General features: G+C 68.9%; 12 protein-coding genes. 6 read left to right on the forward strand and 6 right to left on the reverse strand.

All coding sequences use genetic code 11. The annotated features are described in order from the left end of the window. Positions 1-131 precede the first annotated feature (131 nt). The 5 genes from AC3EO7_RS02765 to AC3EO7_RS02785 all read left to right on the forward strand — a co-directional run bounded on the left by AC3EO7_RS02765 (position 132) and on the right by AC3EO7_RS02785 (position 6,951). A complete protein-coding gene (locus tag AC3EO7_RS02765; protein ID WP_431964785.1) occupies positions 132-1,286 on the forward strand; it encodes a TauD/TfdA family dioxygenase in 1,155 nt (384 codons plus the stop codon). Beyond that, positions 1,258-2,268, forward strand: coding sequence for an ornithine cyclodeaminase family protein (locus tag AC3EO7_RS02770; protein WP_431964787.1), 1,011 nt, complete (start codon positions 1,258-1,260; stop codon positions 2,266-2,268). The genes AC3EO7_RS02765 and AC3EO7_RS02770 overlap by 29 nt, the downstream gene beginning before the upstream one ends. Then, entirely contained in the window at positions 2,259-4,418 is a 2,160-nt protein-coding gene (locus tag AC3EO7_RS02775; protein ID WP_435590369.1) for a type III PLP-dependent enzyme domain-containing protein, read from the forward strand. Before AC3EO7_RS02770 ends, AC3EO7_RS02775 begins: the two co-directional genes overlap by 10 nt. 101 nt (positions 4,419-4,519) lie before the next feature. After that, entirely contained in the window at positions 4,520-5,551 is a 1,032-nt protein-coding gene (locus AC3EO7_RS02780; RefSeq protein ID WP_431964791.1) for a PLP-dependent cysteine synthase family protein, read from the forward strand. Next, complete coding sequence (locus AC3EO7_RS02785; protein ID WP_435590370.1) at positions 5,548-6,951, forward strand: MATE family efflux transporter; 1,404 nt, start codon at positions 5,548-5,550, stop codon at positions 6,949-6,951. Before AC3EO7_RS02780 ends, AC3EO7_RS02785 begins: the two co-directional genes overlap by 4 nt. Positions 6,952-6,969: 18 nt before the next feature. Here AC3EO7_RS02785 and AC3EO7_RS02790 read toward each other — a convergent pair whose 3' ends face one another. The 3 genes from AC3EO7_RS02790 to AC3EO7_RS02800 form a co-directional block, all read right to left on the reverse strand. Further along, positions 6,970-7,545 (reverse strand): TerD family protein, encoded by a 576-nt coding sequence (locus AC3EO7_RS02790; RefSeq protein ID WP_431964795.1) that lies wholly within the window; start codon positions 7,543-7,545, stop codon positions 6,970-6,972. Between the two features lie 49 nt (positions 7,546-7,594). Continuing rightward, positions 7,595-8,077 (reverse strand): hypothetical protein, encoded by a 483-nt coding sequence (locus AC3EO7_RS02795; RefSeq protein ID WP_431964797.1) that lies wholly within the window; start codon positions 8,075-8,077, stop codon positions 7,595-7,597. Between the two features lie 183 nt (positions 8,078-8,260). Further along, on the reverse strand, positions 8,261-8,716 hold the full coding sequence (locus AC3EO7_RS02800) for a flavodoxin domain-containing protein (RefSeq protein ID WP_431964799.1): 456 nt from the start codon (positions 8,714-8,716) through the stop codon (positions 8,261-8,263). 561 nt (positions 8,717-9,277) lie between these two features. On the opposite strand from AC3EO7_RS02800, the gene AC3EO7_RS02805 reads away from it, so the two are divergent. Continuing rightward, a complete protein-coding gene (locus AC3EO7_RS02805; protein WP_431965379.1) occupies positions 9,278-10,711 on the forward strand; it encodes a stealth family protein in 1,434 nt (477 codons plus the stop codon). On the opposite strand, the gene AC3EO7_RS02810 is transcribed toward AC3EO7_RS02805, so the two are convergent. The 3 genes from AC3EO7_RS02810 to AC3EO7_RS02820 all read right to left on the reverse strand — a co-directional run bounded on the left by AC3EO7_RS02810 (position 10,659) and on the right by AC3EO7_RS02820 (position 14,195). Then, complete coding sequence (locus AC3EO7_RS02810; RefSeq protein ID WP_435590371.1) at positions 10,659-11,612, reverse strand: phosphodiesterase; 954 nt, start codon at positions 11,610-11,612, stop codon at positions 10,659-10,661. The two genes, AC3EO7_RS02805 and AC3EO7_RS02810, sit on opposite strands and share 53 nt — an antisense overlap. A 767-nt stretch (positions 11,613-12,379) precedes the next feature. Continuing rightward, positions 12,380-13,471, reverse strand: a complete 1,092-nt coding sequence (locus AC3EO7_RS02815; RefSeq protein ID WP_431964803.1) for a glycerol dehydrogenase — start codon at positions 13,469-13,471, stop codon at positions 12,380-12,382. 172 nt (positions 13,472-13,643) lie between these two features. Continuing rightward, positions 13,644-14,195 carry a Uma2 family endonuclease gene (locus AC3EO7_RS02820; protein ID WP_431964805.1) on the reverse strand — a complete coding sequence of 184 codons (552 nt, stop codon included), beginning with the start codon at positions 14,193-14,195 and terminating at the stop codon, positions 13,644-13,646. Positions 14,196-14,234 lie beyond the last annotated feature (39 nt).

Consider the following 14,234-nt stretch of genomic DNA (forward strand, 5'->3'; position numbering starts at 1 on the left):
TTTTGATGCGTCTCAGCTCTTTTTCGCGACTCGCTTAGGTAAGCCTTGCTTAACCGCGCCCGAGGCACTAGCTTCGCAGATCGAATCGTCCCCACCCGCTTTTCGACCCGATGCGAAGAAGGGAATCTCCGGTGAAAAGCGTTCTCCCCGAACGTAAGACGCTTCACCCGCAGGACATCGAACGACGCGAGCTGCCCCCGGACGCCGGGCGAGCGGTGCGTGAGCTCGCGCGCGAGATTTGTACCACAGTCCATCGCAGCCCCCGTGGCGCCGCTCCCGTGACGATGACGCTGACCGACCCGGCGCTCATCGCGTCGATCGAGGAACGCGCTCGCGAACTCCCCGAGGAGGTGCGGCTGGCCATGCGCCCGCCCGCGGGACCCACGGGCGCGACCATCGTGAGCAGGCTGCCGTTGACCGACGACGAGTTCGGGCCGACGCCGCCGAGCTGGCGCGAAGCCGCCCGCTGGAGCGGCGATCCCCAGCGCGGCAACTCTTTTCAGCTCGATGTCGTCATGCTGCTGCTTGCGCGCTGCGCGGGTGAGCCGTTCGGCTGGTACGGCCAACAGGATGGGCGCTTGGTGAACAACATCGTGCCGACGCCGGGCCACGAACACGAGCAGTCGGGAGCGAGCAGCAAGACGTTGCTCAGCCCGCACACCGAAGACGCCTTCCACCCGGACCGCGCGAACCTGCTGATGCTGGCCTGCCTGCGCAATCCGGATCTGGTGGGCACCACGGTGTCCTCGGTCCGGCAGGTCGAGCTGACCGAGGACGAGCACCGGCTGCTGAGCACGCCGACATTGCCGATCCTGCCCGACGTCTCCTACGGCGACGGCCACGAGCGCTTCACCCCGCCCCCGCTGCCGACGATCTGGGACGCGGCCGAATCACCCTCCGGCGCAATGAATCCGACCCTGCGCTACGACCCCGCCTACACGCCCCTCGAGCTAGCCGACGACGAGTTTCGACGCGCCTACGCCCGGCTCGCCACGGAACTGGAGCGGGTGTGCCACACCGCCGCGCTGGCGCCCGGCGAGTTGTTGCTGGTCGACAATGACGTCGCCGTGCACGGTCGGGTACCGTTCACCGCGCGTTACGACGGCACCGATCGCTGGCTCAAGCGGGTCAACATCCGCCTGCCCGAACGTCGGCGCCGAACCGCTGAGGCCGACGAGAATGGTTACGGGCAGCGAACAGTCGCCCCGTTCCGAATGGGAACTGGCCGAGCGGATGCAGAGCGGGACACAACACCAGATGAACGAGGAACCGTTGAACACTCGTGATCGGAGCACGCCGCTGCGCGTGCTGAGCCGTAGCGACCTCGCCGACGTCCCCATCACGCCGGGCGACGTGGTGCGTGCGGTCGAAGACGCGTATCTGGCGTTCGCGGCGGGAGATTCGGACAATCCGCGCAAGCTGAGCGTCGCCAATCCGGACGGCTGGTCGGTGGCCTACGCCATGCTCGGCCGCGACGGCAGACGTCGCGTCGTCGCCATGAAGACCTCGTACAAGTTCGATCCGGGGCACGATCGCAGCACCAAGCGCTACTACACGACCATCACGCTCTACGACGACGCCACGGGCGCGCCCATCGCCATGATGGATTGCGCACGGGTCGGCGCGCTGCGCACGCCGGCCGTGTCCGCGCTGCTCGTGCGCGAGACGATGCGCCGCGGCGCGGAGAGCGTGCTGCTGATCGGCACCGGCACCCAGGGCCGTCACGCGCTGCCGCACTTGCTCGCCGCGAATCCGCAGTTGCGCAAGCTGATGGTGTACGGCACCCACCCCGACGGCCTCGCCGCGGTGCACCAGCACCTGGCCGAGCACCATCCGCAGGCCCTGCTGGAGACCGTCGCCGACCCGCGCGCCGCCGCGGCCGCCGCCGACGTGGTGCTGGCGACCGCGGGCCCGGGCACCGAAGTCGCCTTGGAGGCAGAGGATCTCGCGCCCGGCTCGACCGCGGTGCTGGTCGGCTACGGCCTCGCGCCGTCGACGCTGGTACAGGCCGACCGGGTGGTGGCGACGAGCGCCGAACAGATGCAGCTCACCGGCACCGACATGGTCGGCCCGGACGGCACGCTGCGCACCGTCGACGCCGAACTGCCGCAGATCCTCAACCGCAGGGCCGTGGCACGTCGCTCGGACGACGAGAAGATCTTCGTCTACAACAGCGGCCTGGTGCTCACCGACGTCGCCGTCGCGCACGCGCTCGCCGAACGCGCCATCGCCGAGGGCCGCGGCACGGAGGTGCCCCTGTGGGATTAGAGGCCGCCGTCGAGCCCGAACCGGAGCTCGTCGATCCGGAAGCCATGGTGCTGTTCGACATCGCCGCGCCCCGGAAGTCGAGAGCCGGTGCACGCGCGAGCCGAACAGGGCGCGAACGTCCCGCATCCGAACCCGCGGCCGCCGCCTCGTCGGCGCGCGAGACCGGGACACCGCTCGACACCGGCGCGGAGACGTTCGAGCCGGGCACGTCGTCGTTCGATACCGAACCGATGGCGTTCGCTGCGAATACAGTTGCCCACCAGACGAACCGGATACAGCTCGACGCCGAACTGCCAACGCTCGACCCAGCGTCGCTCGAGCCCGGCGCGACGCCATCGGCTCCCGCCGCATCGTCGCATCCAGCGGCGATGCCCTCATCCGAAGATGTTGGCGCGCTGGCGACTTCCGACGCCGTCGAACCGGCCGCGGAAGGCAGCCCATGGGTGGACCTCCCCGAGGACTCCGAGCCGGCGGCGTTCGAGGCCGACCACGCCGTTCTACAGCGCGTCGCCCTGGCGACGGAGGGCAGACCGTGGGCGGAGCTCCCAGGGGAAACCGAGGCGGAGGCGCCCGAGGCCGTCCACGTGCTTCCACAGGACGTCGAACCGGTCCCTGCCTCGGAGCCGGACATCGACGCGACCGATGGGTACGTCACGAACCAGAACGACGTGGACGACTACTCCGAATCCGGCTGGGACGAGAACGATTCCGACGAGGTCCTCCTCGCGATGCTCGTCGAGGAAGTCGCCGAACTGCTCGTCGAAGAAATCGCCGACGACCCGGCGGGCCTGACCGCCGGGATCACCGCCCCCGCCATGCCCGCGCACACCGACGAGTGGGAGCGGAGGGTGCTGGCCGACCCGCAGCTGCTCGCCGATATCGCGTTCGCGATCGGCGGGCCGTTCCACCTGATGTATCCCGCTCGGGTGGCGCAGAACATCCGCGGATTCCGCGACGTGTTCCTGCGGGCAGGGGTCGACGGGGTCGTCTACTACGGCAAGAAGGCGAACAAGGGGGCGTGTGTGGCGCGGGCCTGCGCGGAGAACGGTGCGGGCATCGACGTCTCCAGCGTCGGCGAGCTGACGGCCGCGCTCGCCGCCGGGGTGCGCGGCGGTGAACTGATGGTCACCGGTCCGGCGAAATCCGACGACCTGCTGTGGCTCGCCGTGCGCCACGGTGCGTTGATCGCGGTGGACAGCCTCGACGAGCTCGACCGCCTCGGCACGATCGCCTCCGCGGCCACCCCGGCCAGGGCGCTGCTGCGGGTGTTGCCCGCGGGCTCGGCCAGCCGGTTCGGGATGACCGACGACGAGCTCGACCGGGCGCAGTCGGTGATCGCCGCGTCCGGACCGCGCGGACTGGAGCCGGTTCAGTTGGAGGGCTTCAGCTTTCACCTCCCCGGCTACGACGCGATCGCCCGCGCCGAGCAAGCCGCCGACCTGATCGCCCGCTGCACGGCGGCGCGCGAGCTCGGGCATCCGGCCTGCACCATCTCGATCGGCGGCGGATTCGGCGTCGACTACGTCCCCGAAGGCGCGTGGCGCGAGTTCACCGAGGGCGTCGACCGTTCCTGGTTCCACGCCGGGAAATCGTTCGACTCCTACTACCCGTACCACTTCCCGGTTCCTGGACCGGCCATGCTGTCGGAGATCCTGGCCCACGGCGAACTGACAAGGCGCCTGCGCGACAACGACATCCGCTTGGCCGTCGAACCGGGCCGCGCCCTGCTCGATCGCGCGGGCAGCACCGTCTTCCGCGTACAGGGCAGCAAGAGCAGGTACGCGGACGGACAGCCGTACCGACTGCTCACCGTCGACGGCACCAGCCTCAGCCTGTCCGAGCAGTGGTTCGACAGCGAGTACCTGCCCGACCCGGTGCTGTGGCCCGTGCGCGAATCGACGCAGCCTTTGCCGGAACCGACGCCGACCAGCGTCGGCGCGGCCAGTTGTCTGGAATCCGACATGCTCAGCTGGCGGCGCGTCCCGCTGCCGAGGCGGGCCGAGCCGGGCGATCTGCTCGTCTATCCGAACACCGCCGGATACCAGATGGATTCGAACGAATCGGCCTTCCACGAATTGCCGATACCACCGAAGGTCGTGCTCTTCGGCGGGCACGGAGATCGACTGCGCTGGACGCTCGACGCCGGGTAATCAACCACGACGACCACAACTCAGCATCGCCCCCGCTTGCGACCAGCAGCGCGGGGCAGGCGACACCCCGAGCCGGGATCGCCCATGGATAGGAGACTCGTATGCCTGTCGTCACACGCGTGACGGACCTGATCGGTCGCACCCCGCTCTTCGAACTGGCCACCACCGCGACCGGAACCCGGCTGCTGCTGAAGCTCGAGCAGTTCAATCCGACGGGCGCGGCCAAGATCCGGATGGCGCGCGAGATGGTGCTCGACGCCGAGCGGCGCGGTTTGCTGCCGAGTGGCGGGCATATCATCGAATCCACGTCCGGTAACACCGGGCTCGGCCTCGCGGTGGTTGCCGCCGAACGCGGGTACCGCTTCACCGCCGTGGTCGACCACCACGCATGTAAGGACAAGCTGCGCGCGATGCGGGCGATGGGTGCGGAGTTGGTGTACGTGGCCGACGAGGGCGACGACAACCTGGCCACTTCGGCGCGAGAAGACCTCGCCGAGGCGATGGCCGCGGCGCAGGACGACGCCTACTTCACCGAACAGCACAACAACGACGCCAACGCGGTCGGCTACTACGCGGTGGCCGAGGAATTGCTGGAGGACGTCGATCGGGTCGACATCCTGCTCTCGTCGGTCGGCACCGGCGGTTCGCTGTTCGGCACGGCGACCCGGCTGCGTCAGCTGGGCTGCCCGCCCTACGTGATCGGTGTGGAGCCGGTCGGTTCCATCGCCTTCGGCGGGCCCGGCGGTCCGTACTGGCAATCCGGCACCGGCACACCGCCGGGCGCCACCATCGGCACCGCCGTCGACTACTCGCTGCTCGACGAGGGAGTGAAGGTGTCCGACGTGGCGGCCTTCGCCACCGCCCGCGCCGTCGCGGCGAAGCTCGGCTTGATGCTCGGGGGCTCGGCGGGCGGCTCGGTGTACGCGGGGCTGACCCGGCTCGAGGAGTTCCCCGCGGGTTCGACCGTGGTCACCATCGTCTGCGACGGCGGCGAGAAGTACCTGGACACCGTCTTCGACGACGACTGGATGAACGACCGCGACCTGCTCGACGGCGACACGGAGCGCGAGGTGCTCGGTCTGCTCGACCGCTACTCGCCCGCCCGCCGAAAGCAGCTGGTGGAGGCGCGGTGAACCTGGGCGAGTTCCGCGCCGACGGACGTCGGCTCGCCGCATTGGCGACGCCGATCGCGTTGACCCAGCTGGCTCAGATCGCGGTGTCCACGACCAATATCGCGCTGATGGGCACGCTCGGCGTGCGACAGGTCGCGGCGGGCGGCCTGGCCATCGTGCTGTTCAACCAGATCCGCACCATGTGCGTCGGGTTGATCACCGGCACCGGCAACCAGATCGCCTCGGCGGTCAGCGCCGCGGGCAAGCGGGGTGATTCCGCCGACCGCGAGGTGCGCGAGGTGGTGCGGTCGAGTTTCCTCATCGCGACGATCTCCGGCCTGCTCGGTGGCGCGGTGCTGATCGGACTCGGCTGGTCGTTGCAGTGGCTCGGCCAGGACGCCGGCGTGCTCGCCGACGCGCGCCCGCTCATGGTCGCGCTGGCTCCCGGGCTGCTGCCCTGCCTGTGGTTCCAAGTGCTGCGGCAGTACACCGTCGGCATGCAGCGTCCACAGGCTTTGCTGCTGGTGACGCTCGGCTCGGTCGCGCTGAATCTCGCGCTGGCCCTGGCGTTCATCCACGGCTGGGCCGGGCTCCCAGCGCTCGGCCTCACCGGCATCGGCGTGGCCACCTCGCTGGTCTTCCTGATCACCTTCGGCGTGTTCTGGGCGATGGTGCGACACGATCCGCGACTGGGTCCCCACCTGTCGATCCGGCCGTGGCCGGTGCACCGGTCGATGGTCGTCTCCGAACTGAAGCTCGGCACCCCGATCGCGCTCACCTACGGGTCGGAAGCGGGCATGTTCTCGGTGCTGGCGCTCGTCATGGGCAGCTTCGGTCCCGCCGCCCTGGCCGCGCACAACGTCGTCTACCAGATCATCTACATCGTGTTCCAGGTGGCGATCGGGCTGTCGCACGGCGCGTCCATCCTGGTCAGTCACGCGACCGCGCGCGATGAATACCAGCACGCCAAGGCCCTTGCCTGGCTGGCGCTGCGCTACGCGGCGATCGTCGCCGCGATCACCGGCGCGGTGTACGTGCTCGCGCCGAACGCGGTGCTGCGGCCGTTCCTGGAGCCCGGCGACACCGCGACCATCGAGATCGCACGCACCCTGCTGCTGATCGGCATCGTGCTGCAATTCTTCGATGCCGCGCAGAACATCGGCACCGGGCTGCTGCGCGGGCTGAAGGAGACCAACGTGGGCTTCCGGCTGTCGTTGATCGGCTATTGGCTCGTCGGCCTGCCCACCGCCCTGCTGCTGGCTTATCCGCTCCACCTCGGCGCCGCGGGCGTCTGGTGGGGACTGACGGCAGGGCTGGCCACCACCGCGGTCCTGATGGTGCGGCGCTACTTCGGTTTGCTCGACGGCATGGCGCACGCGTACCCGCGGCGCCTGCCCGAGACGTTGTCGAGCCCCGGCTGATCGCCGGGGCCGACCGATTCAGATGTTGACGCCGTAATCGCGGGCGATGCCCGCGAGACCGGACGCGTAGCCCTGCCCGATGGCGCGGAACTTCCACTCGCCGCTGTGCCGGTACAGCTCACCGAACACCATGGCGGTCTCGGTGGACGCGTCCTCGGTGAGGTCGTAACGGGCCAGTTCGGCGCCGGTGTTGGCGTCGACGACGCGGATGAACGCGTTGCGGATCTGGCCGAACGACTGCCCGCGGGCGTCGGCGTCGTGAATGGACACGGGGAAGAAGATGTTGGTGATCGTCGGCGGCGTCGCCGCGAGATCGACGTTGATCACCTCGTCGTCGCCCTCGCCCTCACCGGTGAGGTTGTCACCGGTGTGCTCGATGGTGCCCTCCGGCGAACGCAGATTGTTGTAGAACACGAAGTGCTGATCGGAGAGCACCTTCAGGTTCGGGCCGGTGGCCAGTGCGCTCGCGTCGAGGTCGTAATCCGCACCGGTGGTGGTGCGCACGTCCCAGCCGAGTCCCACCGCGACCTTGGTCAGGTTCGGCGCCTGCTTGGACAGCGAAACGTTTCCGCCCTTGGCGAGTGTGACGCTCATGATCCCTTCCCGTACGGCGCGCGGGCGCCGCCTTTCTCGTTGTACCGGTTCAGTTCTGGTCGTCGGACCAGCCGCGCAGGGTCGCCACGCGGCCCTGCAACGCGTGCAATTCGCTCGCATCGAGCACGTCGCGCTGAATGCCCTTGTCCACCGCGAACGCGGACTGGCGGTGGTCGTCGATCACCGCGACGTCGATCTGCACCGCGGCGTAATCCTCGGCGTCGGGCATCTGTTCGGCGATCACTTTGGCGGTGCCACGCGCGCACAGCGCGACGTTGCCGCCGCCGAGAATCAGCAGCGCGATCTCGGGACGTTCCCGCAGCCGGGCCAGCGAACCTCGGTCGAACTTCAGGCTGATCAGGATGCGCCGATCACCGGCGCGCACCGGCCAGGACACCGGAATCGCATGCGGCGCTGGGTCTGTGGTCACCAGCACGGCGATCGTGTCCTGCGGCCATTCCGGTAGCACGTCCAGTTCGGGATGATCGGTCGAGTGGTCGCGATGTTGCGCGGGGCTCGCTCCGGCTGCCATCTTCGTCACCTCATGCATCGTCGCGCGCGACGGGCTGTGCCGCGCTGATAGCAGTCTAAGGTGCTGGGACACTTGCGCGCTGGCGCTGTGCCACTTGTCTGCTGGCACTGTGGAACTTGTCCGTTACGTCCGCACGGCTCGTCGACCACCGAGCTCGGCGGGTTGTCAGGCCGGAGGGTTCGTTCAGGCCGAAGCGAATTCGGGAATCGGCAGCGACCGCGCCCATTCGCGCGCCATGTCGCGCACCCGGACCTCGGCGGACGCATCGTGGCGCGCGTGCTCGCCGACCTGGACCGCACCGCGCGCGGTCAGCTTCTCGGCCGCGATCTCGCCGCCGCGGTTGAACGTGTCGCCGTAAACGGAATCGCCGAGCCCGAACACCGCGAATCGCAGTCCGGTGAGATCGGGCGCGCGGGCGTCGAGTGCGTCGAAGAAGAACTCGGCGCCGGTCGGCAGGTCGCCGTCGCCGTAGGTCGAGCAGACGACGACGTGAAAGTCCGCGACGTCCAGATCATCGACATCGAAGTCGGTCATGTCGTAGACCGAGACATCGTGCACGCCGGCCAGGGAGTCCGCGACGCAGTCGGCCGCGATTTCCGAAGTACCCATCTCCGACCCGAACAGAATGACTACGCGCACCGCGCCCGCTCCTTCCCGTCGCCGCTTCGGCATGCACCGAAGTTTTCCCTTTACTTTGGCGAGGCTACCCTAATTTTTCGAGCGAAGGTTGTGACGTCCCCCGTGTCCGGGACACTTGCGCGGCTTCCGATTGACGGACGGTCGCCGCGGATGCATCATTCAGTAACGACCCTGTTCAACAGGGGTTCTCCGATCAGCCGGCCGATGTCTGTCCGGCCGTGCGTGCTGCTCCCGGCCACGCCCGGTTCACCTTCGCCGTGGGTCCGGTCAGCACTTCCCCAATGACGCTTCTCGCGTCCGTGCCGTGAGTGAGGTGAGAACGATGGTGTACCGATCGTCAGGACTTCCGCGGATCACCGCGTTCCTGCACTACGGCAGCACACCCCATTTCTGAATCCGCACCGCATCGGGCGGGTCCCGCGGCGGCGCCTCCGGCGTCTCCGGGACCGGCTGATTCCCGGTGCGGTGCACGCGCGGGCGATAGCCGGAACGACGAAATGGGAGGCGAACATGGACATGGGGGCAGTGAATCCTGGGGGCTGGGAGACGGGCACGGCCCGGATGGGATACGACACCGCCGCGATCGCGGCGGGCAATCTGGCGGTCTCGGCGGCGATGATCGACGACCTCGGCTACCTGCGCGGCCAGCTCGCCGCGGCGGAGGTGCCGTTTCTCCTGGTCAGAGACAGCGGGCACCGCTTGATCCTGGCCGCCGACGCCGCGCACCGCGCGATGGTGCGACGCGTGACGGACGGCGCGCTCGCCGCGGGCTTCGCCGTCGCGGAAGCCGGGGATCACATCCTCCGGTTGGGCCGCGACGCCGATCCCGCGCACCACGTCGAGCTGGAGCTGTGGGAGTACCACGGCGACACCGTCGAATGTCCGCGCCCGAACGCGCTGACCCGCGCGGTCTTCGATCTGGCCGACGTGGAATTCACCCAGGTCGGACTGTTCGACCGCAGCTGGCCGACCCTGACCGACATGTTCGCGCCGCACGTCACCGATGTCGATTTCGACATCGACATCGTCTTCTCCTGGGTCGACGGCACGGATCCGGAATTCCGCGCGCGGCGCGCGGGCCTGATGGCGCAGGTCGTCGTCGGAGAGGGCGACGACGCGGACGCGAGAATCCGCCAGATCGACGAACTCAGGTACGCCCTGCGCTCGGTGCACAAGAACGCGCCGTGGATCCGCCGCATCTTCGTCGCCACCGATTCCGCGGTCCCCGAGTGGCTCGACGAGCACCCGAAGGTCACGGTGGTGCGGGCGGGCGACCACTTCAGCGACCCGGCGGCGCTGCCCACCTTCAACTCGCACGCGGTGGAATCGCAGTTGCAGCACATCGAGGGGCTCAGCGAGCACTTCCTGTATTCCAACGACGACATGTTCTTCGCCAGGCCGGTGCGTCCCTCGATGTTCTTCACCCCCGGCGGCATCAGCCGGTTCATCGAGGCGGACACACGCATCGGGCCGGGCCGGAACAACGAGCGCCGCAGCGGATTCGAGAACGCGGCGCGGGTCAACCGGGCGCTGCTCGCCGATCACTTCGGGCACGTCATCACCCGGCACTTGGAGCACACGCCCACGCCGCTGCGGCGCAGCGTGCTGCTGGAGATGGAGGCGGAGTTCGGCGGCGACTTCGCCCGCACCATGGCGAGCCGATTCCGTTCGGCCACCGACATTTCCGTCACCAACTCGCTGTACCACTACTACGCGCTGCTCACTGGGTGCGCGGTGCCGCAGGAGACCGGGCGAATGCGCTACGTCGACACCACGAGTCGCGCCGGGCTCACGCTGCTCGACGAGCTGTCCGCGCGGCGGGACGTCGACTTCTTCTGCCTGAACGACGGCAGCTTCCCGGAGGTGCCGGAATCCGAACGGGTGCAGCGAGTTTCGGATTTCCTCACGGACTGGTTCCCGGACCCGGCGCCGTGGGAGCGGTTCAGCGAACCGCCTCGTCGTCCGCTTCCGGAGTCGGCTCCCGGCGCTGCATGACGTGCGGGATACGACCGGCGGGCGGGATGACGATGCCCGCCTCGGCGAGCTTCGCCGCCGCCTCCTCCGGGGTGGCCGGCTCGCCGACGGTCGCGCCCGCATCGATGGGTACCACCGAATGCACCACCGTGTCCGGGTAGATGTGCACGAAGTTGAAGGCCTGCGCACCGTCGCGGCCGCGCAGGCCGCCCGTCGCGGTGGCCAGATCCTGGGTGTAGCAGGTGGACGAGGCGACCGAGACCGGGATGCCTGCGAACGTCGCGTAGGTGGAGAAGTGCACGTGGCCAGCGAGGATCGCGCGCACGTCGGTGCCGTCCAGCACGTCGGCGAGTTTGCGCTGGTCACGCAGCTCGACGGTGACGGCCAGATCCACCACGCACGGCACCGGCGGGTGGTGCATGGCCAGGATGGTGCCGAACGGCGCGGGCTCGGCCAGCACGCCGCGCAGCCAGGCCAGCTGCTCATCGGAGATCTCGCCGTGGTGATGGCCGGGCACCGAGGTGTCGAGGGCGATGATGCGCAGTCCGTCGATCATGTGCACGCGGTCGAACGGCTTGGTCGACGGCGGCTCGTCGAGCAGGGTGTCACGCAGGACACCGCGATCGTCGTGGTTGCCCATCACCCACACCACCGGCGCTCCGATGTGCCGCGCGAACGGCTCGACCAGCGCGCGCAGCTTCTCGTACGCCTCGGGCTCGCCGCGGTCGGCGAGGTCGCCGGTGAACACCAGCGCCGTCGGGCGGATGCGACTGGCCGCGGCGTGCCCGAGCAGCTTGCGTAACCGCTGCCCAGCGTCGACATCCCCGTACAACTCGCCGTCACCGGCGATGAGGTGGGTGTCACTGAAATGGAACAACACGTGATCCGGTCGCGGATGCTCCGCGACTCTGCTGATGCGCACCGGACCGAACGTCCCTCCCGGCGGGTGGCCCGCCCTAGGCTTCGGGTTCCAGCCAGAATAGCGAACCCCTACTGACAGTTTTCCCGCCGCGCTGTGACGACAAGCTTGCGGGAAGATGAGGGTTCGGTGTACGCGAAGCCTCTCCGAGCGGCTGCCGGAGGAGCTGCGGACCAGTGGTGTGCACCGGCATTCCAGCTGGATTTCGACTGGTTTCGACCCGTGCTCGGGTGGGTGCGATCGGTGCCCGAGGTGGTGCGTCCGACGTGGGACGATACGACCCGCGCCGAGCGGTACGTCCACCGCGAAGGCGATTCATCCGACGCCGAGCGATGCTGCACCGAACGGCGCATTCCGCGCGATGCGACCCGCACCGCGCGACACGTCCGACACGACGCGATGCGTCCCAACGGGCAGAGTACGTCCCGCGCGGAGCGATGCATCCGACGCGGGGCGATCCGTCCAGCACGGCGCGCAGTACGTTCCGCATCTAGCGATGAGACCCCCACCGAGCGGTGCCCACGCTCGTCGGCCTGCCTCCGCTTCTGCGGGCGCACCGGGTGAGCACTGCCGAGGGCGCGAGCACGGCATCGACCGGAGGCTCTCAGCTTCGAGGGCGTTGAAGGCGGCGGGCGGTCCGAGACCTATTCGGGACTCGGCGACCCGCACGCCGGAGCCCCGAGCACTCGCCGGGATCGGCGGTCGGACCGCTGGAAGGTCGCGGGGTTCGGGGCGCTCACGGTGGAGTGCGCGGACCGCCGCCGCCCAGGTCAGCGGCCGCCGAGTGAGTCGGCGGCGAGCAAAGCGTCGTGGAGCAGCGCGGCGTCCACCGCGAACGGTTCGTTGTGGATCGTCTCGCCGGGGGCGGTGGCGCGAGTCGCTATGGCGGACAACGTTTCCTGGTCCGCGTCGGCGAGTCCGAGGTCGGCCAGCGAGGTCGGCAGGCCGACGCGGTCGCAGAAGTCGAGAACGGTGCCGATCTCGTCGTCGGACGCGCCTTCGAGCACCAGTTGGGTGAGCACGCCGAAGGCGACCTTCTCGCCGTGCAGGTACGGGCGGGTCTGCGGCACCGCGGTGAGGCCGTTGTGCACCGCGTGCGCGGCCGCTAGGCCGGAGGATTCGAATCCGAGCCCGGACAGCAGGGTGTTGGCCTCGACGATGCGTTCGAGCGCGGGGGTGACGGTCTGGGTGTGAACCGCCGCCAGCGCCTGCGGACCGTCGGACAGCAAAGTGCGGTAACACAATTCGGCGAGTGCTCCGGCGCTGCGGGTGGACGCGCCGCCGCGCATGTTGCGCACGTGCCCGGCGAGGCAGGTGCGCGCCTCGAACCAGGTGGCGAGCGCGTCGCCCATGCCCGACGTGAGCAGCCGCGCGGGGGCTTGCGCGATGGCCGAGGTGTCCACCAGCACCAGCGCGGGATTGCGGCGCACCAGCTGGTACGCCTCGAATTCGCCTTCCTCCGTGTAGATCACCGAGAGCGCACTGCACGGCGCATCGCTGGACGCGGTGGTCGGACAGCTGATCATCGGCAGCCCGAGATCGTCGGCCACCGCGCGCGCCGAGTCGATCACCTTCCCGCCGCCCGCGCCGAGCACCGCGGCGCTCCCGCTCGCCCGCACGGCCTCGGTGATCCGCGCGAGTTCGGCCCTGCTGCACTCCCCGCCCGACGGATGCACCGAATAGTCGATACTCGACGCCCCGAACGACCGCTCCCACATCTTGGCGAGCAGCCGCCGCGCACTCTTCCCCGCCACGATCAACACCGGCCCGGCGATCCCCAGCCGGCGCAGTTCCTGCCCCAACGCCGCCGTAGCATCGCGCCCCTGCACATAGTGCCCCGGCGAGGAGAACACACTCAGCATCATCCGGCACCTCCCGACTCGAGGGGCGCCGATTCCCCAGCGCACCCGCTGTCCGCCATCGACTCGCCATCAACGCTACGCGCCTGCCCCCGCGCCGCACCGTGGATTCACACCCCTGCCTGGAGATGCCAGGCATAGAAGGAACCTGATGGCCCTTGGACCGGATGCGGGCTCAGAACCCGGTGGTGTCCAGACTCAGATCGAACGGCGCGGGCAACGCGATGGCGGTGCCGAACGAGTAGGGGCCGTGCACGTCGCCGTAGCCGAGATCGTGCGGGTCGGAGAAGAGCGTGCACTCCTTGCGCTGTCGGTCGACCAGCAGATACAGCGGTGCGCCGTACTGGGCGTAGCGCTTGCGCTTGATGATCCGATCGGTGTCCGCGTTCGAATCCGATGTCACCTCGACCACCAGCAGCGTCTGCTTGGGCAAGAGAGCGCCTGCCCCTTCGGCTAGCGCCGTCGGAATAACGGCCAGGTCCGGCATATACCAGTTCACCGAGCCTGGCAGATCCAGATTTCCAGAGCCCATGAGGCAGTCGAGTTCATCTACACGGGCATCGAGCTGCCGACGAATCTGGGCGACGACCTTCTCGTGATCCCACATCGGTGACACCAGTACGATCCGCCCCTCGATGACCTGAGCCCACCGGTGGTCGATGAGCTGCACCGCGTACTTCAGGGCCGCCTCGTGGTTCACTTCGCCATACGCGATCGGCTGCGCCATGGCACTCCACCACCCTTCGCCTCGGCCCGGTCACAACTG

The organism is Nocardia sp. bgisy118 (assembly GCF_057708605.1).

Excerpts from the sequence above, each read along its gene's own strand:
- AC3EO7_RS02770 (WP_431964787.1), top strand. The coding sequence starts at position 1,258 with ATGAACGAGGAACCGTTGAACACTCGTGATCGGAGCACGCCGCTGCGC.
- AC3EO7_RS02780 (WP_431964791.1), top strand. The coding sequence starts at position 4,520 with ATGCCTGTCGTCACACGCGTGACGGACCTGATCGGTCGCACCCCGCTC.
- AC3EO7_RS02790 (WP_431964795.1), bottom strand. The coding sequence starts at position 7,545 with ATGAGCGTCACACTCGCCAAGGGCGGAAACGTTTCGCTGTCCAAGCAG.
- AC3EO7_RS02795 (WP_431964797.1), bottom strand. The coding sequence starts at position 8,077 with ATGGCAGCCGGAGCGAGCCCCGCGCAACATCGCGACCACTCGACCGAT.
- AC3EO7_RS02805 (WP_431965379.1), top strand. The coding sequence starts at position 9,278 with ATGGGATACGACACCGCCGCGATCGCGGCGGGCAATCTGGCGGTCTCG.
- AC3EO7_RS02815 (WP_431964803.1), bottom strand. The coding sequence starts at position 13,471 with ATGCTGAGTGTGTTCTCCTCGCCGGGGCACTATGTGCAGGGGCGCGAT.
- AC3EO7_RS02820 (WP_431964805.1), bottom strand. The coding sequence starts at position 14,195 with ATGGCGCAGCCGATCGCGTATGGCGAAGTGAACCACGAGGCGGCCCTG.